Annotated in this window: 17 protein-coding genes; 7 read left to right on the top strand and 10 right to left on the bottom strand. The window is 60.8% G+C overall.

Going from position 1 to position 24,872, the window contains the following annotated elements; translation table 11 throughout:
* The first annotated feature begins 50 nt into the window (after window positions 1-50).
* Window positions 51-443 carry a RidA family protein gene (locus tag ROI90_RS00205; protein ID WP_315996323.1) on the top strand — a complete coding sequence of 131 codons (393 nt, stop codon included), beginning with the start codon at window positions 51-53 and terminating at the stop codon, window positions 441-443.
* Between the two features lie 126 nt (window positions 444-569).
* Here ROI90_RS00205 and ROI90_RS00210 read toward each other — a convergent pair whose 3' ends face one another.
* A complete protein-coding gene (locus ROI90_RS00210) occupies window positions 570-1,607 on the bottom strand; it encodes a LacI family DNA-binding transcriptional regulator (protein WP_315996324.1) in 1,038 nt (345 codons plus the stop codon).
* A 443-nt stretch (window positions 1,608-2,050) separates the two neighbouring features.
* Between ROI90_RS00210 and ROI90_RS00215 the strand changes: the two genes are divergently transcribed.
* Entirely contained in the window at window positions 2,051-4,150 is a 2,100-nt protein-coding gene (locus tag ROI90_RS00215; protein ID WP_315996325.1) for an alpha-L-arabinofuranosidase C-terminal domain-containing protein, read from the top strand.
* Between the two features lie 15 nt (window positions 4,151-4,165).
* The gene (locus tag ROI90_RS00220; RefSeq protein WP_315996326.1) at window positions 4,166-5,140 is read left to right on the top strand and encodes a glycoside hydrolase family 43 protein; all 975 of its coding nucleotides are present in this window, start codon (window positions 4,166-4,168) and stop codon (window positions 5,138-5,140) included.
* A 111-nt stretch (window positions 5,141-5,251) separates the two neighbouring features.
* Here the strand turns inward: ROI90_RS00220 and ROI90_RS00225 are convergent, their stop codons facing one another.
* Window positions 5,252-6,121 carry an RICIN domain-containing protein gene (locus tag ROI90_RS00225; RefSeq protein ID WP_315996327.1) on the bottom strand — a complete coding sequence of 290 codons (870 nt, stop codon included), beginning with the start codon at window positions 6,119-6,121 and terminating at the stop codon, window positions 5,252-5,254.
* Between the two features lie 285 nt (window positions 6,122-6,406).
* Here ROI90_RS00225 and ROI90_RS00230 point away from each other — a divergent pair, with 285 nt between their 5' ends.
* The 4 genes from ROI90_RS00230 to ROI90_RS00245 all read left to right on the top strand — a co-directional run bounded on the left by ROI90_RS00230 (window position 6,407) and on the right by ROI90_RS00245 (window position 11,984).
* The gene (locus tag ROI90_RS00230; protein WP_315996328.1) at window positions 6,407-7,390 is read left to right on the top strand and encodes an arabinan endo-1,5-alpha-L-arabinosidase; all 984 of its coding nucleotides are present in this window, start codon (window positions 6,407-6,409) and stop codon (window positions 7,388-7,390) included.
* 204 nt (window positions 7,391-7,594) lie between these two features.
* Complete coding sequence (gene tkt, locus ROI90_RS00235; RefSeq protein ID WP_315996329.1) at window positions 7,595-9,655, top strand: transketolase; 2,061 nt, start codon at window positions 7,595-7,597, stop codon at window positions 9,653-9,655.
* A gap of 189 nt (window positions 9,656-9,844) precedes the next feature.
* Window positions 9,845-10,984, top strand: a complete 1,140-nt coding sequence (gene tal, locus ROI90_RS00240) for a transaldolase (protein WP_315996330.1) — start codon at window positions 9,845-9,847, stop codon at window positions 10,982-10,984.
* Window positions 10,985-11,333: 349 nt separating this feature from the next.
* A complete protein-coding gene (locus tag ROI90_RS00245; RefSeq protein WP_315996331.1) occupies window positions 11,334-11,984 on the top strand; it encodes an HAD family hydrolase in 651 nt (216 codons plus the stop codon).
* A gap of 161 nt (window positions 11,985-12,145) precedes the next feature.
* On the opposite strand, the gene ROI90_RS00250 is transcribed toward ROI90_RS00245, so the two are convergent.
* From ROI90_RS00250 to ROI90_RS00285, 8 genes are all read right to left on the bottom strand, one after another.
* Window positions 12,146-14,197, bottom strand: coding sequence for a glycoside hydrolase family 127 protein (locus ROI90_RS00250; protein ID WP_315996332.1), 2,052 nt, complete (start codon window positions 14,195-14,197; stop codon window positions 12,146-12,148).
* A gap of 33 nt (window positions 14,198-14,230) precedes the next feature.
* Window positions 14,231-15,214, bottom strand: a complete 984-nt coding sequence (locus ROI90_RS00255) for a glycoside hydrolase family 43 protein (protein ID WP_315996333.1) — start codon at window positions 15,212-15,214, stop codon at window positions 14,231-14,233.
* Window positions 15,215-15,306: 92 nt separating this feature from the next.
* On the bottom strand, window positions 15,307-17,058 hold the full coding sequence (locus tag ROI90_RS00260) for an RICIN domain-containing protein (protein ID WP_315996334.1): 1,752 nt from the start codon (window positions 17,056-17,058) through the stop codon (window positions 15,307-15,309).
* 180 nt (window positions 17,059-17,238) lie between these two features.
* Complete coding sequence (locus ROI90_RS00265; protein WP_315996335.1) at window positions 17,239-18,939, bottom strand: sodium:solute symporter family transporter; 1,701 nt, start codon at window positions 18,937-18,939, stop codon at window positions 17,239-17,241.
* 310 nt (window positions 18,940-19,249) lie between these two features.
* Complete coding sequence (gene araA / locus ROI90_RS00270) at window positions 19,250-20,740, bottom strand: L-arabinose isomerase (protein WP_315996336.1); 1,491 nt, start codon at window positions 20,738-20,740, stop codon at window positions 19,250-19,252.
* A gap of 141 nt (window positions 20,741-20,881) precedes the next feature.
* A complete protein-coding gene (locus ROI90_RS00275) occupies window positions 20,882-21,583 on the bottom strand; it encodes an L-ribulose-5-phosphate 4-epimerase (RefSeq protein ID WP_315996337.1) in 702 nt (233 codons plus the stop codon).
* Window positions 21,580-23,280, bottom strand: a complete 1,701-nt coding sequence (locus tag ROI90_RS00280; protein ID WP_315996338.1) for a ribulokinase — start codon at window positions 23,278-23,280, stop codon at window positions 21,580-21,582. The genes ROI90_RS00275 and ROI90_RS00280 overlap by 4 nt, the downstream gene beginning before the upstream one ends.
* Before the next feature lie 94 nt (window positions 23,281-23,374).
* Window positions 23,375-24,571 (bottom strand): aldose epimerase family protein, encoded by a 1,197-nt coding sequence (locus ROI90_RS00285; RefSeq protein ID WP_315996339.1) that lies wholly within the window; start codon window positions 24,569-24,571, stop codon window positions 23,375-23,377.
* Window positions 24,572-24,872: the final 301 nt, after the last annotated feature.

Genomic DNA, 24,872 nt, shown 5'->3' on the forward strand with positions numbered 1-24,872 from the left:
AACCTTTGTAGCATCAAGTGAGGGACATTTGATACTATAACGCCCACAACATGGAAAAGCGCACCGTAGACCCCTGGCAATGGGGCCAGTACACCAATTCAGTACAAGCCGTTGAAATCAAGCAGCCCGCCGGCACCCTCTACTGCTCCGGACAAGTAGCGCTGGATGCGGCGGGGCAGCCCAGCACGGCCGATATGCGCAGCCAGCTGCAACAAACCATTCAAAATCTGGAGCAGCTCATCAGCGAAGCCGGATATGAGTGCCAGGGAATTGTGCGGCTGAACGTGTACACCACATCCGTGGCCGATTTTTTTGCTACCTGCATGGATATCTACGCACCCTGGCTGGCCAAGCACGGTATCAGGCAAGCCACCACCCTACTGGAGGTGCAGGGCCTATTTGCTACCTTAACCGTAGAGCTGGAGGCCACCGTTGTGAAATAAGCACGGTGGTTCCCAGCTGAGAAAGGGCCCGGCAGATTGTTGCCGGGCCCTTTCTCAGGTGTGCAAAATAGATACGCTCTTTCTGGGAAAACCTGTTTAACAGAACTTCCCGCCCAAGCGAGTGTCTTATCTCTTTTTAGTGCGAGTAGTAACCGGCTCCGCTACTTGCCCCAGGGAAGACTCCCGCACCAGCAGCTCGGGCCGCAGCACAATCTGCCGGGCCGCAAAGGTGCTGCCCTCGGCCTCAATCAGCTCCAGCAGCAGGCGCACCGTAGCCTGGCCCATTTCTTCGCAGCGCTGATCAACGGTGGTAATGGTCGGCTTGGTGATGGTAGTGAAAGCCTCATTACTGAACCCGGAAATAGCCACATCATCGGGCACTCTGAATCCCAGGCGCTCCGCTTCCTGCATAGCCCCCAGGGCGCAGTAGTCGCCCGCCGAGAATACCGCGTCGGGCGGGTTGGGTGAGGTCAGCCAGGCATTCATGGCCGCCGCGCCCTCCGGCTGCGTCATGTCAGTGTAAGTAATCAGCTCTTCCTCCACGGGCAAGCCCGCTTCCCGGAGGGCCTCCACGTAGCCCCGGCACCGGTTTTTGTAAATGCTCAGGTGTTGGGGGCCCGCCAGATGGGCAATGCGGCGGCAGCCCTGGGCCAGCAAGTGACGGGTGGAAAGTAGCGCCCCTTCCTGGTCATCGAGTACCACCGCGTGCACATCCTCGCCCTCCATGCTCCGGTCGAAGAATACCAGCGGCAGCCCCCGGTTCTGCACCTTCTCCAGGTGCGTAAACTGGGTAGTCGTGCGCGCCAACGACACCATGATACCGGCAACCTGCGCACTGAGCAGGGCCTCCACATTCTGCCGCTCCTGGGCCACATCCTCGTGCGACTGGCAGATAATGACGTTGTACCCGGCTTTGCGGGCGGCCGTTTCAATGCCATGCACCACCGAGGGGAAAAACCGCCCTTCAATGTAGGGCACAATAATGCCCAGCAGCTTGCTTTTGCCCTTGCGCAATGCCGAAGCGAGCCGGTTGGGCTGGTAATTGTACTTTTTGGCCAGCTTCAGCACTTTCGACTTCATTTCCGGCCCGATGCTGTAATGGTCGCTCAGAGCACGGGAAATGGTGGTCATGGACACGCCCAGTTCCCGGGCCAGATCGGCCATGGAAACGGGTGTATTGACAATAGGCGGAGTTTCTGACTTCTTACGAGGAGACATGCGAAAAGCGCTACACAATGCTTTGTGTAAAGATAAGGTTAACCCGAAATACCCAATATGCTTCTGTGGGGAGCAAACAAACGCCAGGGAATAGGCTGTATGAGGCAGGCGCTAACTTGAAAGTGCATACTGGTGAATAGAAAGATATAGCCTTCGTAACCCGGCTAAGACCTTTTTAATGGGTTTGGGTCAGTAAAATACGGGGAATATTTTTGATACAACAGATACGGCCGGGCTTCTGATGGCAGTAAAGCGCCGGTGGAAGAACAAATAGTTATCCTCAACACAATCGTTTGTGCAAATAAGTTATTAATATTGGCACTACCAATGTTTGCCTAATTGCCGGGGCCCTGGTTCTGGCTTGTGCTTCGTCTGTTTTCCTCCATCCCATGCTACAATTCCTGCCCACCCGCACTTTTCCCTTTGCCGCCGGCCTCGGCCTGAGTGGCTCCTTACTAACCGGCCTGCCGGCCCTGGCCCAAACGGTGCCCGCCACGCTCACCGTGCAGGTGAACAAGCCCGGGGCACCCATTGCCAAAACCATGTACGGCCTGTTTTTCGAAGATATCAACTTCGCCGCCGATGGTGGGCTGTACCCCGAGCTGGTCAAGAACAAGTCGTTTGAGCTGGATGAGCACCTGCTGGGCTGGCGCGGCATCCGGGGGGCAGCAGCTCTGTCGACCTACACCGTTTCCAGTCAGCAGCCCATCAGCGCCACCAACAACCATTTCCTGCGCATGACGGCCGCCACGGCCAGCCCCGATGCCGGCTTCATCAACGAAGGCTTCCGGGGCATGGGCGTGAAGCAGGGCGGCGAGTACACGTTTTCGGTGTATCTGCGCAAGGGCGCGGGCGGCGTGAGCGGCCTGAACGTGACGCTGGAGGAAGGCGGCCCCGGGGCTGGGCCTGAAGCCGGGCCCTCGGGCAAAACCCTGGCCCAGACCCGCATTACCGGCCTCACTACCGAGTGGAAGAAATACAGCGTGGTACTGAAATCGGCGGGCACGGCCGAGAAGGCGCGCCTGAAGCTGACGCTGGAAGGCGCCGGCACCCTGGATTTGGACGTAGTTTCTCTCTTCCCCAAAGACACCTACAAAAACCGGGAAAACGGCCTGCGCACCGATCTGGTGCAATTGCTCAAGGACATGAACCCCGGCTTTCTGCGCTTTCCCGGCGGCTGCATCGTGGAGGGCCGCAACCTCACCGAGCGGTACCAGTGGAAGGAAACCATTGGCGACGTAGCCTCCCGGGTGCCCTTGGTGAACCGCTGGAACATGGAGTTCAAGCACCGCTCCACGCCCGACTATTACCAGTCGTTCGGGCTGGGCTTCTATGAGTATTTCCAGCTTTCCGAAGACATCGGGGCCGAGCCGGTGCCGATTCTGAACGTGGGTATGGCCTGCCAGTTCAACTCGGCGGAAATGGCCCCGATTGGCGGCACCGCCGCGGCCGGCCCCAACGCCGGCTCGCCCCACAACCACGCGGATGACGACCCCACCCTGGAAACCTTCATTCAGGACGCGCTGGACTTGATTGAGTTTGCCAACGGCCCGGCCAGCAGCCCCTGGGGCGCCAAGCGCGTAGCCATGGGCCACGCTGCGCCGTTCAACCTCAAGTACATCGGCATCGGTAACGAGCAGTGGGGCCCCCAGTATCTGGAGCGCTACGAGCCGTTCATGAAGGCGGTGAAAGCAAAGTACCCCAGCATGAACATCGTATCCAGCGCCGGGCCGAGCCCCGATGGGGAGCTGTTCGATAAAGCCACCCAGCGCCTGCGGGAGCTGAAGGCCGAGGTGATTGATGAGCACTACTACGCCAAGCCCGAGTGGTTCCGCCAGAACGTGGGCCGCTACGACAACTACCCCACCACCGGCACCAAAATCTTCGCCGGCGAGTACGCGGCCCAGAGCGTGGCCATCGGCAGCCCCGATAACAAGAACAGCTGGGACTGCGCCATTTCGGAGGCGGCCTTTATGACCGGGCTGGAGCGCAACGCCGACAAGGTGATTATGGCCTCCTACGCCCCGCTGTTCGCCCACGTGGACGCCTGGCAGTGGACGCCGGACATGATCTGGTTCGACAACCTGAAGGCCTACGGCACGCCCAACTACTACGTGCAGAAGATGTACTCCACCAACCCCGGAACCACCATGCTGCCCGTGCAGCGTGCCGCCGGAGCCAAAAACGGCCAGGACAACCTGTTCAGCAGTGCCACCGCCGACGATAAAACCGGCGAAATCATTGTGAAGCTGGTAAACTACTCGCCCCAGGCCCGGCCCGTGACCATTGCCCTGCAGGGCGTGAAGAAGCTGGGCAAAGCCGGCCGCGCCACCATCCTGGCCAGCGCCGACCTGAACGCCGTGAACAGCCTGGAGCAGCCTATGAACGTGGCCCCCAAGGAAGAGCCCTTCAAGGTTTCCTCCCCCAACGTTACCTACACCCTGGCCCCGAACTCCTTTACGGTGCTGCGGATTCCCGGCAAACGCTAAGCGGCAGATAGAACTATGAAAAACGCTCCGCTTATTGGGTGGTTGGCTGGTTTGCTGCTGACTGCTCCCACGCTGGTACTGGGCCAGGCGGCTCCGGTACCAGTGGCCGGCAACCCCATTATCAAAGACAAGTACACCGCCGACCCCGCTGCTTTGGTGCACAAGGGCACCGTGTACCTCTATGCGGGCCACGATGAGGCTCCTGCCCCCGAGCAGCGCTACGTGATGCACGAATGGCTCTGCTACTCTTCTCAGGACATGGTGCATTGGAAAGAGCACCCCTCGCCCCTGAATGTGAAGGCCTTTGCCTGGGCCAAGGATGATGCCTGGGCCTCACAGGTAATTGAGCGGGGCGGCAAGTTTTACTGGTACGCGGCCGTGGAGCACGGCTCCATTCCGGGCAAAAGCATTGGTGTGGCCGTGTCGGACAGCCCTACGGGACCGTTCAAGGACGCCCGCGGCTCGGCCCTGATTACCAACAACATGACCGAAAGCAAAATCAGCTGGGACGATATTGACCCCACGGTTATTGTTGATGATAAAGGCCAAGCCTACCTGTACTGGGGTAACACCAACTGCTACTGGGCCAAGTTGAAACCGAACATGACGGAACTGGACGGCCCCATCAATAAGGTGACGACTCTTCCCAACTTCACGGAGGCGCCTTGGGTGCACAAGCGCAACGGCTGGTACTACCTCAGCTACGCCTACCAGTTCCCGGAGAAGCTGGCCTACGCCATGAGCCGCAGCCCGGAAGGCCCCTGGGAGTTTAAAGGCCTGCTGAACGAAGTGGCCGGCAACTCCAATACCAACCACCAAGCCATTATTGAGTTCAAGGGTAAATCGTACTTCATCTACCACAACGGCAGCATCCCCACCGATGGCGGCAGCTTCCGCCGCTCCGTCTGCATTGATTATCTCATGTACAATAAAGACGGCACCATCAAGCGGGTGCAAATGACCACGGAAGGCGTGCAGGCGGCCAAATAGCGGCCGGAAGTTCTGCCGCTCCCACGCGGTCCAATGCTTTATCAACCCATAAAAAAGGCGGCGGCTCCTAGGAGCCGCCGCCTTTTTTGTGGGTGCTAGAGTGGCCGTAGCTTATTGCTGCACCACGCGGGTTTGCTGCACGAAGCCATCCTGCACCAGGCGAATGGTGTAGAGGCCGGCGGCCAGAGGAGCATTGCTCAGGCTGATGGGGTTACCACCCACTACCAGGTTGGCGCTCTGGCTGTGCACGCGGCGACCCATGCCGTCGAGAATTTCCACGGAGGCCGTACCTCGGCGCTTGGCCTCTACCCGCAGGGTGAGACGCTGGCTGGCTCCGGCCGGGTTTGGATAGGCCTGAATCCAGATGGCTTCATCGGCACTGTTTTTAGCTGACAGAACCGTGCGGGAAAGCGTCCACCGCTGGGCCGGCTCAAAGCCGTTGTCGTCAAACAGGTTTACAGGGGCACCCGGGGCGGCGCTGGCGAAACCAACTTCCAGCACCTGCGAAACGCCGGCCGCATTAGCCGAATTTTTCAGCGTGAACTTGTAGCGGCCATTGTTATTCGGGTCGGTGATAATCCAGCGCTGGGCATCGTCGTTGGTGGTTACCAGCACGTTCTGCTCAATGCGGGTATTCACAGCTTTGCTCAGCCCCACCGGCTGCAGGTACATGGTGGTGCCGCGGTGACGCAGTTTGTAGGAGCCATCAGTTTGCAGCTCAAAAATAAAACGCTGCGCATCGAGGCCATTATCACCCCATTGGCCTACGGTGGCCCCGGCGGCCGAGGAGTTCAGGTTCACATCCAGGCACAGCGGCGTACCGGCGGGCACACCAAAGGCTTCAGCCGAGGCATCAGCCACCACGCCGTAATGCGTCAGCTTATACACGCCACCGTTGACAATGGCGGCCGTTTGGGCCTGAGCAGTCAGGCCCAGCAAAGTGCCGGCGGTTAAGACGGCCAGAAGTACAGGTTTTTTCATGGGAATTGAGGGTTGTATAAAAGTGGAAAAACTCGAACCGCTGACTTGTTGGTTCTACCCGTTTCAGGTAAGCAGGAACCAACGGCACCAACTAATTCAGGAGTAAGAGTAAAATTTATTTCGCTTAACACAAACGATTGTGTTAACTTTATTTTATCAACTGCCTTCCTGCACTGCTCAGGTCTATTATGAACCGTGGGCCCGCCTGCTCAGTACGGCCCTTTGTTCCCCGCTTTTGGTGACCATCCACTCACTTACTTCTCTTCCTCCTTCCACTCGCCACACATGAGATACTGCTTCTTGCTCCTGCTACTTACCTGGCGGGCCATTGCGGGCTTGGCCCAGCCGGTGCCCGCCCGTATTCCGGCCCACGACCCGGTGATGGCCCGGCAGAATGGCAGCTACTATATGTTCTGCACCGGCAACGGCATTGCAGTATGGTCGTCGAAGGACCGCAAGAGCTGGAAGCCGGAGCCGCCCGTATTTGCCACTGCGCCGGCCTGGGCCACGCAGGCTGTTCCGGGCTTCAAAGGTCATATCTGGGCCCCTGATATTTCCTTCCATAATGGCCAGTATGCGCTGTTTTACTCGGTTTCAGCCTTCGGTAAAAACACCTCAGCCATTGGGCTGGCCACCAACAAAACCCTCGACCCTGCTTCCAAGGACTTCCGCTGGGTTGACCACGGCCGGGTGCTGCAGTCGGTGCCGGGGCGGGATATGTGGAACGCCATCGACCCCAACCTGATCCGCGACGAAGCCGGCCGGCCCTGGCTGTCGTTCGGCTCGTTCTGGGAGGGCATCAAGCTGGTGCAGCTCCGGCCCGACCTTACCGGTCCGGCCCAGCCGGAGCAGTGGCGCACCCTGGCCCGCCGCCCCCGCACTCCCCAACTCAACGACTCTTTACCCGGTGACGGCGCGATTGAAGCTCCGTTTATCTTTCGCAAAAACGGCTACTACTACCTGTTTACCTCGTTTGACTACTGTTGCCGGGGCCCGCAGAGCACCTACAAAATCATGGTGGGCCGCGCCAAAAACGTAGCCGGCCCCTACCTCGACCAGGCCGGCAAGCCACTGGCGCAGGGCGGCGGCACTCAGCTACTGGCTGGTGACCAGAACTGGTTTGGCCTCGGTCACAACTCGGTATACACGTTCGATAATGCCGACTACCTGGTATTTCACGGCTACGATGCCGCCGACAAGGGCCGGCCTAAGCTGCGCATCGAGCCTCTCACTTGGGATGCAGCCGGCTGGCCGGTGGTACAACCCTAGCCATATTCAGCTGACTATTGGCACAATCGTTTGTGCTAGACGTGCTATTCACGCTTCATGTATGGTTTTAGTTACCCGGTAGCTACCGGTACCGATTACGGTATCGTTACCGGTCTTTTTTCTACTGAATAACCGCTTTTTGAGCGGTTTACGGGTTGCTAACCGTCGTAAATTCGCTCAAGTCTCCCATCATTTTTCTTCGCCGTGACCAACACTCCAACCTCACCCGCCGACCTCGCCCAACAAAGCGTTAATACCATCCGCCTGCTGTCGGTGGATATGGTGCAGGCCGCCAACTCCGGCCACCCCGGCCTGCCCCTGGGCGCGGCCCCCATGGCCTACGTGCTGTTTTCCCGCGTGCTGCGCTTCAACCCCCAGGACCCCAAGTGGCCCAACCGGGACCGGTTTGTGCTGTCGGCGGGCCACGGCTCGGCCCTGCTCTACAGCCTGCTGCACCTGTACGGCTACGATTTGTCGCTGGAGGACCTGAAGGCATTCCGGCAGCTGCACTCCCGCACGCCCGGCCACCCCGAGTCGAACATGACGCCGGGCGTGGAGGTGACGACGGGGCCGCTGGGCCAGGGCTTCGCCAACGGCGTAGGCATGGCCATGGCCGAAGCCCACTTGGCCGCCGTGTACAACCGGCCCGGCCACGCACTCCAGGACCACTTCACCTACGCCATTGTGAGCGACGGGGACCTGATGGAAGGCGTGGCCGCCGAGGCCGCCTCTTTGGCCGGTCACCTCAAGCTGGGCAAGCTCATCTACCTCTACGACGACAACGACATCTGCCTCGACGGGCCCACCAACCTCTCCTACACCGAGGATGCGCTGGCCCGCTTTGAGGCCTACGGCTGGCACACCCAGCGCGTGACCGACGGCAACGACCTCAACGCCATTGAGGCCGCCCTGAAAGCCGCCCAGCAGGAAACCGAGCGGCCCTCCCTGATTTCCGTGAAAACGATTATCGGCTACGGTAGCCCCCAGGAAGGAACCAGCAAAGTCCACGGCTCCCCGCTCGGCCCCGACAATATGAAAAAAGCCAAGGAGTTCTTTGGCTTCGACCCCGAGGCCACGTTTGTGGTGCCCGAGGAAGTGCGTGCCCACTTGGCCGAAGCGGGCCAGCGCGGCGCGGAATTGCAGGCGCAATGGGAGCAGCAGACGGAGACGTACCAGCAGGAGTTTGCAGCCGAGTGGGAATTGTTCCGGGCTTCGTTTGCGGGGGAATTACCCGCAAACTGGGACGCCGCCCTGCCCGTTTTCACCGCCGCCGATGGCGCGCTGGCCACCCGCCAGGCTTCCGGCAAAGCTCTGAACGCCTTGAAAAAAAGCGTGCCCTACCTGTTCGGCGGCTCGGCTGATCTGGCCAGCTCCAATGAAATGCCCACCAGCGGCGCCGTCAGTTTCCAGCCGGGCAGCTACGAGCACAGCAACGTGTGGTTTGGGGTGCGGGAACACGCCATGGGCGGGGCCATGAACGGCATGGCCCACCACGGCGGCGTGCGGCCCTACGGCGGCACCTTCCTCACCTTCTCCGACTACATGCGCGGGGCCATCCGCCTCACCGCTCTGGCCGAATCCAGCGCCACTTTCGTGTTTACGCACGACAGCATCGGGCTGGGCGAGGACGGCCCCACCCACCAGCCGGTGGAGCAGGTAGCGGCCCTGCGCACCATTCCCAACATCATCGTGCTGCGCCCCGCCGACGCCAACGAAACCGTGGAAGCCTGGCGGGTGGCCCTCACCAAGCCCAAGAGCCCGGTGGTGCTCATCCTCTCCCGCCAGAAGCTGCCGGTGCTCGACCAGAGCCAGTTCAACTCGGCCCGGGAGGGCGTAGCCAAAGGGGCGTACATCCTGCGCGAAGCCGAGGGCGGCCAGCCGGAGCTGCTGCTGCTGGCTACCGGCTCGGAAGTTTCGCTGGCGCTGCAGGCCCAGGAGGCCTTGCAGCAGCAGGGCGTAGCGGCCCGGGTGGTGAGCATGCCCAGCTGGGAGCTGTTTGAGCAGCAGCCCAAGGCCTACCAGCAGCAGGTGCTGCCGCCCGCCGTGCGTAAGCGCGTGGCCATTGAGGCCGGCTCACCCCTGGGCTGGCACAAGTACGCCACCGACGAAGGCACCGTCATTGCCATGAACCGCTTTGGCGAATCGGGCCCCGGCGAGGCGGTGCTGGAGCTGTTCGGCTTCTCGGTGGAGAATGTGGTGAAGCAGGCCCAGTGGGTGCTGGCTGGCCAACCCGAGGAAACGGAACCCAAGGAAATTCTGTCGTAAGTAGTTGCCGCACGTCATCATCAATACTGTGTCATCCTGAGCTTGCGAAGAATCTTACCACGGTAAGCTGTGTAGACAAACGTCAGCACGCGAGATTCCTCGGCTCCGCTCGGAATGACGTGCAGGAGTAAAAAGTGCTTTGCAAGCTTTAGGATGACAGACGATTCACCAAACCATACCACTCACCATATGAACCCATTAGTTGCCATTCACGGCTTCGGTCAGAGCATCTGGCTGGATTACATTCGCCGCAACATTCTGCAAAACGGGGAACTCCAGCGCCTGCTCACGGAAGATGGCGTGCGGGGCGTTACGTCCAACCCGGCCATCTTCGAGAAGGCTATTGCCGGCTCCGACGACTACGCCGACGATATCCACCGCTTTGCCCAGGAAGGGTTGTCGGCCGAGGATATTTACGCTCAGCTGGCCGTGGCCGATGTGCAGGCCGCCTGCGACCTGCTCCGCCCCCTCTACGACCACCCCGAAAACGGCGGCGACGGGTACGTAAGCCTGGAAGTGTCGCCCAACCTGATTCACGACACCGAGGGTACGGTGACCGAGGGCCTGCACTTCTGGAAAGAGGTGAACCGCCCCAACGTGATGATCAAAGTGCCCGCCACCCGGGCCGGCCTGCCCGCCATCCGCCAGCTGATTGCGGCCGGTGTGAATGTAAACGTGACGCTGATATTCAGCGTGGAGCGCTACCGCTTGGTGGCGGAAGCCTACCTGGCCGGTCTGGAAGACCGAGTGCAGGCCGGCGGCTCGGTGCAGCGGCTGGATTCAGTAGCCAGCTTCTTCCTCTCGCGCATCGATGTGCTCATTGATCCGCAGCTGGAAAAACTGGCCGCCGCGGGTGGTGAGCAGGGCCAGCTGGCCGAAAGCCTAGTGGGCCAGGTGGCCATTGCCAGCGCCAAACAGGCCTACACGGTGTACCAGGAGCTGTTTGCCGGGCCGCGCTGGGAGGCGTTGCGGGCGCAGGGTGCCCAGCCCCAGCGCCTGCTCTGGGCCAGCACCGGCAACAAGAACCCCAAGTACGACAACCTGAAATACGTGGAGGCCCTCATCGGCCCCAACACGGTGAACACCATTCCGGTCGAAACCCTCGACTTATACCGCACCGGCGGCCAGCCCGCCAACCGCCTCGCCGAGCCGGTGGCCGTGGACGTACTGGGCAGCCTGCCCCAACTCGGCCTTGACCTGGAAGCGCTGACCGACCAGTTGGAGCAGGAAGGCGAGCAGAAATTCACCGAGCCCTTCGGCAAGCTGCTGGCCGTGCTGGAACAAAAACGCCAGGAAGCCCTGGCCAAAAGTCCGGCCGCTTCTCACTAGGCTGTGTAGACATTCGCATTGAAAGAACGTCATTCCGAGCTTGCCGAGGAATCTCGCGTGCTGACGTTGCAGTAGTAGTCTAACGTCAGCACGCGGGATTTCTCGGCAAGCTCGGAATGACGTTCTCTTTAGCGCATTTTGTCAACTGCCCATACGCTCTGACCTAAAACTCCAACGGGGAGCCGGCATCCGGCTCCCCGCTTTGTTTACCCGCTACCTTTACCACAGCGGCCACCCTAACGCTACTTTGGCAGGTCAGCTGAAAGCCGGTCGGGCAGTAGCGCGAACTTTGTAGTTCGCGCTACTGCTCGCCTGACGCCAACTGGCCCAATCACTTACTTACACCTGCATGAAAGCCTTTATTTTCGACCTCAACGGCACCATGATTCACGACATGGACTACCACACCCAGGCCTGGCAGCAGCTAATGAATGAGGACCTGGGTGGGCAGTTCACGCGTGAGCAGGTGAAGCCCCAGATGTACGGTAAAAACCAGGAAGTACTGGTGCGCATGTTCGGCCCCGACCGGTTTACGGAGGAGGAAATGACCCGTCTGGCCGTGGAGAAGGAGAAACGCTACCAGGAGGCGTACCGCCCGCACCTGCGGCTGCTGCCGGGGCTGCCGGAGTTTCTGGCGCGGGCCCACCAGCGGGGCATTCCCATGGCCATTGGCTCGGCGGCCATTCCGTTCAACATTGATTTCGTGCTCGATACGCTGGATATCCGCCATTACTTCGCGGCCATCGTCTCGGCCGACGACGTGACCATCAGCAAGCCCCACCCCGAAACCTTCCTGAAAGCCGCCGCCCAGCTCGGTGTAACTCCTGCCGACTGCCTCGTGTTCGAGGACGTGCCCAAAGGGGCCGAGGCGGCCCTGAATGCCGGCATGCCCGCCGTTATCCTCACCACCACGCACGAGCCGGCGGAATTCGCCCACCTGCCCAACATCCGCCACTTCTCCCCCGACTACACCGACGCGTTTGTGCAGGGATTGGTATAGAAATGGATAGTAGCACGGCATAGCTTACTGACGACAGCCGTTCCGGTCCGGCGGCTGCCAGCCGTCGGGCCGGTTGCCGCGTGCTGATGTTACTGCGTTATTGGCCATATGAACCGAACGACAACCGGCCCGACGGCTGGCAGCCGCCGGACCGGAACGGCCTACTTCCCTACTGTCGCCTCTTTTGGCTGGCGGGAAATTAGCTCTACGTCGGTGAGTTGCTGGGGAAACCAGACGGTCATTTCGCCCTTGCCGCGGTTGGCCCAGGCGTAATAGGGAATGGCCGTGAGGGTCTGGCGGGTGGTGCTGATGCTGGTGTTGGCGGCGTCCAGCTGCACGGCGGGTACGGTGGCTTGCAGTTGCATAATACCGTTGAGCAATTCGGGCTGGTAGAGGGTGGTGAAGGCGGTGGCAGCGGGCACGATGAGGTTGCCGGCGCGGCCGTTGTTGTCGGTCCACTCGGCGCAGTACACAATTGGGCCGCGTTGCAGGGCCACTTTACCTAAGTCGTCCTGCACCTTCGGGTTGGCTACTACCTGGCGCACTTCCATGGGCAGCTTCACTTCCACCACGTCGTTTTTGCGCCACTTGCGGGCCAGTACGGCGTAGCCGTTGCGGGTGGTGTAGGCCGTGGGCTTGCCGTTGATGGTAATGCTGATTTTCTCGGCCGAAGGCGTGGCGAAGCGGTACAAATCGGAGGGCATGGCCTCGTTGCGGGCCCAGCCGGGCAGGCGCACCAGCAGGTTGAACTCAGTGGTGGCGGCGGGACTGAGGGTGAACTTCAGGTCGCCCTGCCAGGGGTAGTTGTGTTGCTGGGTGATGCGCACGGGCTGGTTGTTCACCTTCAAGTCAGTAGTGCCGCTGATGAACAGGTTGGCGTACACGTCGCGGCCCTTCTGGGCGTACACGTAGCCGGGCAAAGAGGGCATCAGGCGGGCTAGGTTGGTGGGGCAGCAGGAACAGTCGAACCAGCCGGCGCGCTGGGGCTCGGTTTGCGGGAAGCTGGCGCTGTTGCGGACCTGCATGGCATTACTGTAAAAAAACGACTTGCCATCCAGCCCTACCCCCGAAATGAGGCCGTTGTAGAGCACTTTCTCCAGGATATCCACGTACCTGGACTCGCCGTGGAGCTGGAACATGCGCTGGTTCCAGTAGATGTTGGCTACCGAGGCGCAGGTTTCGTTGTAGGCCGTGGTGTTGGGCAGCTCGTAGTTGGCCCCGAACCTTTCGCCGCCGGGCACCGCGCCAGTGCCGCCCGTCACGTAGAGCTTTTTCGCCACCATGTTCTGCCAGATGGAGTCCACGGCGGCCAGCAGCTTTTGGTCGCCGGTGAGGGCGGCCACGTCGGCCATGGCGGAGTACAGGTATTCGGCGCGCACGGCGTGGCCCTCGGCCTTCTTCTGGTCAATGACGGGCTTGTGGTCCTGCCAGTAGGAGCCGTTGCGCCAGGCATCGGGGCTCTTTGGGTCGTAGCCCGCGTACCGGCCGCGCTGATCGAGGAAGAACCGGGCGGTGCTCAGGTACTCGGGCTTGCCGGTTACGCGGTAGAGCTTCACCAGGCCCATTTCTACAATTTCGTGGCCCGGGGCCACGGCCCGCTTGCCCGGCCCGAAGGTGGCGCACACCAAATCGGCGTTTTTGAGGGCAATATTCAGCAGATTTTTCTTACCGGTGGCCTCATAGTGGGCTACGGCGGCTTCGTAGAGGTGGCCCGAGTTGTAGAGCTCATGGCTCAGCTCCCGCTCCTTCACCCACCGCTCCGGCCCGGCCCAGTCGTGCGGGTGGGCTGGGTCGATGGTGCGGGCCGTGTACAAGTAGCCGTCGGGCTCCTGGGCAGCGGCTACTTTTTTGATCAGCGCGTCCATGTACTCGTCCAGCTTTTCATCGGGATAGAGCCGGAGCGAGTACGACGCTCCTTCTATGGTCTTATAGATATCGGTATCATCGAAGGGAAAAATGGTGGCAAACTTCCCCTGCCGGGCCGCCGCCATTTCAAAGTTCTTCACCCGATTCGTGGCCTCACAGCGCTGAAACGAGGCCGGAATGGTCACGTCGGTATTGGTTTTGAGTCGGGGCAGCCAGAAGTTGTCCGCCAGCTGCACCTGCGTGAAGGAAACCGCCTGAATTGGGTAGTCGGAGCGCTTGGTGGTTTGCGCCAGGGCCGGCGTACTGAGCAGGCCCAGCAGGGCCAGGGAAGAAAGGATGCGGTTCATAGGGAGCGGATAAAGGAATCTGAAAAGGCCAGCCTACTGCGCCGGACTTACGCCCAGGGTGGTCATGTTCACGGTTTGCAGGGTGCTGTCGGCGTTGTAGGTGAGGTAGTCCACGCACACGGAGCGGCGGTAGCTGCCGCCGCCGGGCAGGCTGCCGTTGTGGTACACGAAGTAGTCGCGGCCCTTGAAGCTGATAATGGCCTGGTGGCTGGTGTTGGAGTTGGTCGGGAAGTCGGTGAGCAGTCCTTTGGGCTGCCAGGGGCCATCGGGGCGGCGGCTCATGGCGTAGGAAATCCGCTCGGGGAAGCCGGAGGCGTAGCTCAGGTAGTACCACTTGCCGCGCTTGTGCACCCAGGGTGCCTCCGTGAAATCGGGCAGACTCACGGTCTGGATGGGGCCGTCCAGCTCCGTCATATTGGGCTTGAGCCGGGCGTAGTAGCAGGCCGTGTTGCCCCAGTACAGCCAGGCCTGCCCCGCGTCATCAATAATAACGGTGGGGTCGATGTCATCGAAAAAGCTGCTGACAGCCGTAGTCATGGCGTTGGTGATGAGGGCCGAGCCCCGGGCGTCTCGGAAGGGGCCAGTGGGGCTGTCGGCCACGGCCACGCCAATGGCTTTGCCCGGCACCGTGCGGTGGTCGGCGGTAATGTACCAGTAGAACTTACCGCCACGCTCCACCACCTGCGAAGCCCAGGCATCGGCCCGCGCCCAGGCAAAGGCCTGCACGTTCAGGGGCGAGGGGTGCTCCTGCCAGGTCACCATATCGGCCGAGGAGTAGCACAGCCACTCGTTCATCACGTACTGGTTCTGGCCCACGGCGGCCTCGTCGCGGCCGGCGTACACGTACACCCGGCCGTTGTGAACCAACGCGGCGGGGTCGGCCGAGAATTTATTGGTGATGATGGGGTTGCGGAACACCGGGGCCGGCGGGACCACAAATGGGTCGGCTTCTTCCTTCTCCTGGCACGCGGCCAGACTCAGCAGCGCGGCGGTCAGCAGAAATTGCGGATACTTCATGACGGAAAACATAGGGGTAAGAGGACCAGCCAGCCCGAATCCGAATAACTGCGGCTCCGCAGCAGCTGGCAGTCTGTGTTATTTGACACGCATCATTGCACCACCACTTTCTGCGTAGTTGTCCCCTGCCCTCCGCTCACTTGCAGCAGATACAGGCCAGCCGTCACCTCGGCCTTTACCGGCACCGTGCTCTGGCCCGCGCTGCGGTAGCTGAACACCGGCCGGCCCTGCATATCGGTAAGAGTGACGGTAACCGGCCCGGCAGCCAGCCCGGCATCCAGCAGCACCGTGAAGCGGCCCCGCTCACTCGGGTTGGGGTACACGCTGAACTGCGCGGCCGGAGCCACTGCCGTCGAGGCCAGCACGCGGGCGGCTGTGGCGGGCGCAATGGCCCATTTCTGACAGTTGTTGCCCAGGTAATCATACAGAGCCAGCTGCACGCCGGCGGTGGCGGAGCAGGCCGGCACTTCCACCACGCGGTTGCCGTTCACCGAAGCCAGCACGTAGGTTCCGCCACTGGCCCGCTCAATCTTGAAGCGCTGGTTGGCCGCGCCGCTGTACGGGTACAGGTTGAGTTTCGCGCCGTTGCTGGGGCTGTTGCCGGCCACATCAGCAGCCAGCCCGGCCCCTACCGTGGAGGTAATTTTATACTCGCCGTTGCCCACGGGCGTGAGGTTCCATTGCTGACAGTTGAGGCCGGCGGGGGTGCCCTGGGCAATGATCTGGCCCTGGGCCCCGGTGCAGCCCCAGGCATCCCACACCTTGCCGGTGCTCTGGTTGGTGAGGGTGTAGCGGCCGGCGGCCACCCAGTCGCGGGTGATGAAGGGCCAGGCGGCGGCGTCCCAGCCCAGGTTGCCCACGCTCAGGCGGGCCCGGCCGTTCTGGCTGCTGTCGTAGTAATGGTGGGTGAGGTAGTTGGCCCCGCCTTCCTGAAACAGTCCCACGTGGCCCGGGCCCACGTAGCTGCCGCTGGTGGCAATGAGGGTGGTGCCGCCGTTTTTGTTGAGGTCGACGCCGTTTTTATCCACGTAGGGCCCGGTGATGCTGGTGGAGCGGCCCACCTGAATGTAGTAGGTGCTGCTGGCCCCTTTGCAGCAGGCGCCCTTGTTGATGAACAGGTAGTAATAGCCGCCGTTGCGCACGATGTAGGGTGCCTCGCTCCCACTGTTGTTGCGCGTCACGTTGTCGGCGGCCACGTTGCCGGCCAGCCAATAGAAGCTGGTACCGGAACGTTTGCCGGTGCTGCCGTCCAGCTTAATCAGCCCGATGCCTTTGAAAAACGAGCCGTAGCTCATCCACAGCCCGCCGCTGGCATCGGCGGTAATGGCAGCATCAATGGCGTTGATGGCACTGCCGGAGCCGCTGGATACCACCTCGCCCTGGTCTACCCACTGGTAGTTGGGACTGGCCGGGTCCAGCGTGACGTTGGTAGCCAGCCCGATGGTGGATACATTGGAGCCGAAGGTGGAAACCGAGTAGTAGAGGTAGAACTTGCCGTTGCGGTACACGCACTCCGGGGCCCAGAAGTCGCCGGAAAAGCCGGGCACTTTGCTCTTGATCCAGGCGGGGTATTGGGCGCTGGTGAACACCGGCCGGCTGCCCGCCTGCCACGTCACCAGATCGGTGGAGTACATGCCATAAATACCGGTGCCGGTAGTGAAAATCCAGTATTTACCGCCGTCCTTCACAATGCTGGAAGGGTCGTGGCAATTGTCGTTGCCCTGCAACGCTTGGGCCGGCAGGCTAAGCCCGGTCAGCAGAATCAGCAGGAAAGCCAGCAGGCGGAAGGCATGAGGGCGGCTTCGTTGTGGGCCGGCCGGGGCGGCGGTAGAAGTGGTGTTCATGGTTGTGGGAATTGGGTTGGGGAAACATCAGAACGAGTACTGCGGGAAGCCAAACGGGGGCGCGAATCCGATTCACGCCCCCGTTTTGGTGGAACTGGCCGGCCCCCGAAAGCGGCCGGCGGCAAGCTGGTTTTCAACAGCTCAGAAGGAAGAAACAACGGCCCGAAAGCCGGCCAGCAGCTACCAGAACTTCACGTACAAAGCCGTGAGCAGCAGCATGGTCACCACAATCAGCGACATGGTTTGGGTGCTCACCCGGAACATACCGGCGTCCAGGTGAATGGCACGGGGGTTCACCACCGGCCCGGCCAAGCTCACGCCCACCATCAGCACCATGGTAATGGCAAACGACCAGCCCATGCAAATCAGGAAGGGAATTTCGTACACGCCCTGGCCATTGGGGAAGGCCGTGTAGAGCAGGGTTTCGGGGCCCAGCACCGCCGGGGCGTAGTTGTTGAAGAACACCGACAAGGCAAAGCCGGCTAGAATACCCACAATACCGGCCGTGGCCGTGGTGCGCTTCCAGAACATGCCCAGCAGGAATACCGCCAGAATACCGGGTGAGATGAAGCCGGTGTACTTCTGAATAAACTGGAAGCCACCCTCACCGCCGATGCCCAGCAGATCTTTCCACGTCATGGCCACGCTCAGCACCACGGCCGCCAGAATGGTTAGGCGGCCCACCCACACCTGCTTCTGCTCGGTAGCGTCCTTGTTCAGGTAGCGCTTGTAGATGTCGAGGGTGAAGATGGTGGAAATGGAGTTCACCTTGCCCGCCAAGGAGGCCACAATGGCCGCCGTGAGGGCCGCCATGCTCAGGCCCTTCAGGCCGTTGGGCAAAAAGGTAAGGATGGCCGAGTAGGCGTTATCGGAGTTGAACGCGCCGGTGGAGGACATTTCGGCCTGCAACGAGCCGTTCCGGTAGAGAACGTAGGCGGCAATCCCGGGCAGCATCACAATCACCGGCATCATGAGCTTCAGAATCCCGGCGAACAGGATGCCGGTGCGGGCCGTGTGCAAATCAGCCCCGAGGGCGCGCTGGGTAATGTACTGGTTGCAGCCCCAATAGTTCAGGTTCACAATCCACTGGCCGGCGAAGTACATGGCAATGCCGGGCAGGGCCAGGTACTTGTCGATTTCCACCTGGGGCGTGGCCGCCGTGGGCTTGTCGAAAATCATCTTGAAGTGGTCGGGGGCCTTTTCCATGAGGGCGTTGAAGCCGGAGAAAGCGCCGCCGCCCAGGCCAAACTTGGTGCTCACCAGCGAGAGGGCAATGTACGTCGTCACCAGACCGCCCACCACCAGCACCACCACCTGCACCACATCAGTGTAGCCTACCACCTTCATGCCGCCCAGCGAAATCAAGAGCGAAAACAGGGCCAGCAGCACGATGATGACGTGAAAACTGTCGCCGCCCACCAGGTTGCTCAGGGCCAGCGCCCCGAGGTAGAGAATGGACGTCAGATTCACCAGCACGTACAGGAACAGCCAGAAGATGCTCATAATCAGGCTGAGCGTGGAGTTGTAGCGCTGCTCCAGAAACTGCGGCATCGTGAAGATTTTGTTCTTCAGGTACACCGGCATAAAGAACACCGCCACAATGATGAGCACCACGGCCGCCACCCACTCGTAGGCCGCCACGGCCACGCCCACCTTAAACCCGCTCCCACTCATGCCAATGAACTGCTCGGCCGAGATGTTAGAGGCAATCATACTCGCCCCGATGGCCCACCATGTGAGCGAGCCTTCGGCCAGAAAGTAGTCTTTGGTGCTTTGCTCGGCTTTCTGCTTGCTTTTATAGATGTAGAACCCGTAGGCCGAAACCCCGATCAGGTACACAAAAAAGACAATCAGGTCAAGCGTAGTCAGGTTATTACGCATGGAAGTTGGTGGGAAGGCAGGCGGTTGTAGTGTGGGAATAGGGAATATTCTGGTGGCTCCGGAACGTCATTCCGAGCGCAGCGGAGCGGAGTCGAGAAAGCTCGCGTGCTGATGTTGTTGGCAAACGAATGTCATGCTGAGCCTGCCGAAGCATCTCTACCGCTTCGTTCGGACGATTCACTAGCCCAGGGTTTAAACCCTGGGCTATGGAGCAGTTACGGCTGGTTACCTCGGCAACATCAGCACGCGAGATGCTTCGGCTGCGCTCAGCATGACGTTCTGGTTGTGACGTTCTGGTTAGCGGGGCGGCTTAGCGCTGGCTGAAGGCCACGTCGTTGTAGCGCAGCTCGTTTTTGAAGGTGCGCAGCTTAGTTTCGTCGTCGATGATGAGGTACTCGATACCGGCCATTTCGGCGAAGTCTTCGAGGTACTCGGCGGTTAGGTTCTGGCTGTAGCCGGTGTGGTGGGCACCGCCGGCGTGAATCCAGGCGGCAACGCCGGTTTTCAGGTCGGGCTTTACTTTCCAGAGCACGCGGGCCACGGGCAGCTTGGGCAGGTCCTGCTCGGGGGCTACGGCTTCCACCTCATTCACAATCAGCCGGAACCGGTGGCCCAAGTCCACGATGGTGGCGTTGAGGGCGGGGCCGGCGGGGCAGTTGAACACCAGGCGGGCCGGGTCGGCCTTGCCGCCGATGCCTAGCGGGTGTACTTCTACCTTCACTTTGCCTTCCGAAATGGTGGGGCAGATTTCCAGCATGTGGGAGCCGAGCACCAACTCGTTACCGGGCTGGAAGTGGTAGGTGTAGTCTTCCATGAAGGAGTTGCCGCCGGGCAGGCCCGCGCCCATCACCTTCATGGCGCGCACCAGGGCAGCCGTTTTCCAGTCGCCTTCCCCGCCGAAGCCGTAGCCCTCGGCCATCAGGCGCTGAGTGGCAATGCCGGGCAGCTGCACCATGCCGTGCAGGTCCTCGAAGGTATCGGTGAAGCCGATGGCCTTCTTCTCCTGCAGAAACCGGCGCATACCGGCCTCGATGCGGGCCGCGTCGCGCAGTCCTTCGCGCTGGCTGCCGCCGTCCCGCAGCGAGTCGCCCAGCTCGTATTCCTGCTCGTAGGTAGCCAGCAGCGCGTTTACCTGCTCCTCGGTTACCTCGTTAATCACCGTCACTAGGTCGCCGATGCCGTAGGTGTTCACCTCGTAGCCAAACTTCAGCTCGGCCTCCACCTTGTCACCCTCGGTTACGGCCACGTAGCGCATGTTGTCGCCGAAGCGGACGATGCGGCCACCCTGCCAGTCGGCCCAGGCGCAGGCCGCGCGGGCCCAGATGCTGAGGCGCTCCTGCGCGTCGGCGCTCTGCCAGTGGCCCACCACCACCTTGCGCTTCACCCGCATGCGGGACGTGATGAAGCCAAACTCCCGGTCGCCGTGCGCCGATTGGTTGGTGTTCATGAAATCCATATCGATATCCGACCACGGAATATCCCGGTTGAACTGGGTGTGCAGGTGGGCCAGGGGCTTTTGCAGGATTTTCAGGCCGTTGATCCACATTTTGGCCGGCGAGAAGGTGTGCATCCAGGCAATCAGCCCCACGCAGTTGGGGGTGGTATTGGCTTCCTGGATCAGCTTATATATCTCAGCCGGACCCGTCAGTACGGGCTTGTACACCACTTTAATGGGCAGCGCGGAGCCGAGGGCCTTCGCAATCTGCTGGGAGTGCCGGGCTACTTCTTCAAGAGTTTCAGGACCGTAGAGGTGCTGGCTGCCAGTGATGAACCAGGCTTCGTAGTGGGAGATGTCGATCATGCGTGAAAAGAGTCGGTTTCAGCGTAACACAAACGATAATGTTTGCAGTGCAGCAGTCCGGCGGGGTGGTAAGCGTTGAAGGATGTTTTCGGAGAGAAAAATGGCGCGGCAGCCCGTTGCAGCAGTCCACCGCAGCCGGTACTAGCTTTGGCCGTAGTAAGAGTGCGCGCCGTGTTTCCGCTCGTAGTGCTTCTGAATGAGGGCTTCTTTCAGGCGTGGCACGTCGGGGCGCAGGGTGCAGCTGAGGTAGGCCATGCGGGCCACTTCTTCCAGCACGGCACTGTGGTACACGGCTTTTTCCACGGTTTTGCCCCAGGTGAAGGGCGCGTGGTTGCTGAGCAGCACCATTTCCACCTCCTCGGGCGAGAGGCCGCGCCGCTGAAACTCGTTGATGATCTGCCAGCCGGTTTGGTGCTCATAGTCGCCGGCAATCATGGCGTCATCCATGGGCGGGGCGCAGGGAATGTCCACCGTGAGGTGGTCGGCGTGGGTGGTGCCCAGAATCGGAATGTCCAGCTGGGCCTGGGCCCAGGCCGTGGCGTAGGTGCTGTGCGTGTGCACAATACCCCCGATATGCTCCCAATGGCTGTACAGTACGGCGTGGGTTTTGGTGTCCGAAGATGGCCGCTTGCTGCCTTCCACCACGGTGTTGGCGAAGTCCAGCACCACAATATCCTCAGCCTTGAGGGTGGCGTAGGGCACACCGCTGGGCTTGATGGCAAACACTTGCCGCTCCCGGTCTACCACTGAGGCGTTGCCGAAGGTAAAGAGCACCAGCCCTAGGGCCGGCAGCTGCATATTGGCCTCGTAACAAGCCTGTTTCAGTTCCTGGTACTGGCTCATGCGTGCTGGGCGGTTTCGGTTTCAGCTACTTCGCTGGTCATAGCCGGCGTGTTCTGCTCCACAAACTGCCCGAAGGCTTGGTACTGCTCGTAACGGCGCTGGTAGTCGGCCACGCGGGCCGGGTTGGGGGTGTAGGTTTCGGCGAAACCGTTGCCCATAGCCTTTTGGGCCGTTACCACATCCGGGTGAATGCCAGCGGCCACGGCCGCGTACATGGCCGAACCCAGAGCCGGGGCCTGGTCCGACTCCGCCACTTTAATGGGGCGGTTGAGCACGTCGGCCAGGGTCTGCATCATAAAGCCCGACTTCTTAGCCACGCCACCCAGCCCGATTACCTGCTTGATCGGAATACCCTCCTGTTCGAAGCGTTCCACAATTTGCTTGGAGCCGTAGCAGATGGACTCTACCAACGCCCGGAAAATCTGGGGGGCGGAGGTGCCCATGGTCAGGTTCATCAGGGCACCTTTCAGGGCCTGATTGGCATCGGGCGTGCGGCGGCCGTTCACCCAGTCCAGGGCCAGCACCTGCGAGTCGTCAGGATTAACGGCAGCGGCGGCTTTGTTCAGCTCGGCCATCATCTTGTCGCTCAGCTCTTCGCGCAGGGCTTCCTGCTGCTCCAGGCTCAAGGTAACCGACTGCGGCAACAAGGTGCGTAGCGGCCACTCAATTACGCCCCGGAACCAGGCCAGCAAGTCACCCACGGCCGACTGGCCGGCTTCCAGCCCCAGCATGCCGGGAATCACGGAGCCATCTACCTGCCCGCAAATGCCAGGCACCAGCTTGTCGCCTACTTCGTGCATGGGAGCCACCACAATGTCGCAGGTGCTCGTACCCATTACTTTCACCATTGAGTAGGCCTCAATTTCGCCCGCCACGGCCCCGGCGTGGGCATCAAACGAGCCTACGGCCACCACCGTGTTAGTGGTCAGGCCCAGGCGCTGAGCCCACTCCTCGGAGAGGTGGCCGGCTACTTCGTCGGCAGTGTATGTTTGCTCAAACAGCCGCTCGCGCAGGCCGCCCAGCTTGGGCTCCAACAAGGTCAAAAACTCTTCAGAAGGCAGGCCACCCCAGCTTTCGTGCCACATGGCTTTGTGACCGGCTGCGCAGCGGCTGCGCTTGAACGTGCTTAGCTCGCCGCCGGTCAGCAACAGCGTCAGCCAGTCACAGTGCTCCATCCAGGAGTAAGCGGCTTGGGCCACAGCCTCGTCCTCGCGCACCACATGGGCAATTTTGGCCCAGAACCACTCGGAGGAGTAGATGCCGCCCTCAAATTGGGTGAAATCCTCGCCGCCCCAGGTCTTGGCCAAGTGGTTTATTTCGGCGGCTTCGGGCAGGGCCGTATGGTCTTTCCAAAGCACAAACATGGCGTTCGGGTTGTCCTCGAAGCCGGGCTTGAGGGCCAGGGCCACGCCGTGCTCGTCCACGGGGCCGGGCGTGGAGCCGGTGGTATCCACGGCCAGGCCCACAATCTGCTCGGCGGGCACCTTCTGGGCCACTCGGCGTACGGTAGCTTCCAGCCCTTCCATGTGGTCGAGGGGGTGCTGGCGGAACTGGTTTTTGGTGGCGTTACAGTAGCGCTGCTCTTTCCAGCGGGCGTAGGGGTGCACGGCCTGCGCTACCTCCTGGCCGGTCTGGGCATTCACCAGCACGGCACGCACAGAGTCGGAGCCGTAGTCGATGCCAATAACGTATTTCATCAAGGGTGGATTTGAGAAGTTGTGAGGTTGTGAAATCGTGTTTTTGTGAAGATGCAGGCCTTAGGTTCGGCTTTTCACAAATTCACAACTTCACCTATTGGCGCACGCCGAACTTGTAAGTGGTCGTGGATTTCAACGTCTGGCCGGGCTTCAGAATCGTACTCGGGAACTTGGGCTGGTTGGGCGAGTCGGGGAAGTGCTGGGTTTCCATGCAGAAGCCCGCGTGCTTGCCGTAAGTCTGGCCGTTGGCGCCTTTCAGGGTGCCATCAAGGAAGTTGCCGGTGTAGAACTGAAGGCCCGGCTCGGTGGTGGTTACTTCCATCGTGCGGCCCGTGGTGGGCTCGTACACGGTAGCGGCGGCGTGCAGACCGGTGGTCGAATTCAGCAGCCAGTTGTGGTCGTAGCCGCCGGGTACCTGCGCAATTCGCTCGCCAATGGCGTGGGGCGTAGTGAAGTCAAAGGGCGTGCCTTTCACCGGGCGCAGCTCCCCGGTCGGAATCAGGCCGGCATCCACTACGTTGTAGCGGTCGGCGGCAATGGTTACTTCGTGGCCTAGCACATCTTTGCCCCCGCTCAGATTGAAGTAGGCGTGGTTGGTGAGGTTAACGGGCGTGGCCTTGTCGGTAGTGGCGGAGTAGTCAATTTTTAGAGCATCGTCGGCCGTAAGGGTGTACACCACCGTCACGTTGAGGTTGCCGGGGTACCCCTCCTCCCCGTCCTTGCTCAGGTAGGTCAGCTTCAGAGTCTGGCCCTCGGCCGAAGTTCCGGGCTCAGCCTGCCATACCACCTTGTCAAAGCCCTTTTTGCCGCCGTGCAGGGTGTTTTCGCCGTTATTTTTGGCCAGGGCGTACTCCTTACCGTCCAGGGTGAACTTGCCCTTGGCAATGCGGTTGCCATAGCGCCCAATCAAGGCCCCGAAGTACGGGCCTGACTTCAGAAACTCCGGGCTTTGGTAGCCGCTTACGTTGGCAAAGCCTAGCACCACCTCGCCTGGCTTACCTGTTTTATCGGGTACCTGCAGGCTGGTAATCGTGCCGCCGTAGTTGGTGATGCTCACCTTCAGGCCGTGGGCATTGGTAAGCGTGTAGAGCTGCACTTCGGTACCATCGGTGGTTTTGCCGAAGGAAGTAGTGGCCGGCGCCGCAACGGTGCCGGTGGCGGTAGTTTGGGCAGAGTCGGTCATGGAAGAAGAGGAGTTGCCGGTAGCCTGCTTGGCGGGCTGGTTCTGGTTGCAGGCGCTGAGCAACAAACCCGCAGCTAGGCTACTGGCAATACAACTGGAAATTTTCATCGGGAGGAACGAAAATGGTGGAGTTTTCACAGGATTAGCAGTAGTAATGAGTCAATAGTACATGCTACTACTGCATAAAGGCTTTTAATCCGTCAGGCTGATGGATATGCGCCCTTCCGAGACGGGAAATACGCGCTTTTATTTCACTTACACAATCGTTTGTGTAGAAACATTGTGTTGCTGCTGCTAAAAGAGACTGTGCTTTTTAATCCAGACAACTAATATATTCCTCACAAATACCTTTTAATCAGCAATTTGCATCTAAAATAAAACTTCGCCTGTTCCTGTTAAGCGCTAAGTT

This window comes from Hymenobacter endophyticus, from assembly GCF_032464715.1.
Lineage (GTDB): Bacteria > Bacteroidota > Bacteroidia > Cytophagales > Hymenobacteraceae > Hymenobacter > Hymenobacter endophyticus.

What these genes read in the sequence shown, in the direction of transcription:
- ROI90_RS00225 (WP_315996327.1), bottom strand. Translation starts at nt 6,121, where the DNA reads ATGAAAAAACCTGTACTTCTGGCCGTCTTAACCGCCGGCACTTTGCTG.
- ROI90_RS00275 (WP_315996337.1), bottom strand. Translation starts at nt 21,583, where the DNA reads ATGAGCCAGTACCAGGAACTGAAACAGGCTTGTTACGAGGCCAATATG.
- tal (WP_315996330.1), top strand. Translation starts at nt 9,845, where the DNA reads ATGAACCCATTAGTTGCCATTCACGGCTTCGGTCAGAGCATCTGGCTG.
- ROI90_RS00260 (WP_315996334.1), bottom strand. Translation starts at nt 17,058, where the DNA reads ATGAACACCACTTCTACCGCCGCCCCGGCCGGCCCACAACGAAGCCGC.
- ROI90_RS00215 (WP_315996325.1), top strand. Translation starts at nt 2,051, where the DNA reads ATGCTACAATTCCTGCCCACCCGCACTTTTCCCTTTGCCGCCGGCCTC.
- araA (WP_315996336.1), bottom strand. Translation starts at nt 20,740, where the DNA reads ATGATCGACATCTCCCACTACGAAGCCTGGTTCATCACTGGCAGCCAG.
- ROI90_RS00245 (WP_315996331.1), top strand. Translation starts at nt 11,334, where the DNA reads ATGAAAGCCTTTATTTTCGACCTCAACGGCACCATGATTCACGACATG.
- ROI90_RS00210 (WP_315996324.1), bottom strand. Translation starts at nt 1,607, where the DNA reads ATGGCCGATCTGGCCCGGGAACTGGGCGTGTCCATGACCACCATTTCC.
- ROI90_RS00220 (WP_315996326.1), top strand. Translation starts at nt 4,166, where the DNA reads ATGAAAAACGCTCCGCTTATTGGGTGGTTGGCTGGTTTGCTGCTGACT.
- ROI90_RS00265 (WP_315996335.1), bottom strand. Translation starts at nt 18,939, where the DNA reads ATGCGTAATAACCTGACTACGCTTGACCTGATTGTCTTTTTTGTGTAC.
- ROI90_RS00230 (WP_315996328.1), top strand. Translation starts at nt 6,407, where the DNA reads ATGAGATACTGCTTCTTGCTCCTGCTACTTACCTGGCGGGCCATTGCG.
- ROI90_RS00280 (WP_315996338.1), bottom strand. Translation starts at nt 23,280, where the DNA reads ATGAAATACGTTATTGGCATCGACTACGGCTCCGACTCTGTGCGTGCC.
- ROI90_RS00255 (WP_315996333.1), bottom strand. Translation starts at nt 15,214, where the DNA reads ATGAAGTATCCGCAATTTCTGCTGACCGCCGCGCTGCTGAGTCTGGCC.
- ROI90_RS00285 (WP_315996339.1), bottom strand. Translation starts at nt 24,571, where the DNA reads ATGAAAATTTCCAGTTGTATTGCCAGTAGCCTAGCTGCGGGTTTGTTG.
- ROI90_RS00250 (WP_315996332.1), bottom strand. Translation starts at nt 14,197, where the DNA reads ATGAACCGCATCCTTTCTTCCCTGGCCCTGCTGGGCCTGCTCAGTACG.
- ROI90_RS00205 (WP_315996323.1), top strand. Translation starts at nt 51, where the DNA reads ATGGAAAAGCGCACCGTAGACCCCTGGCAATGGGGCCAGTACACCAAT.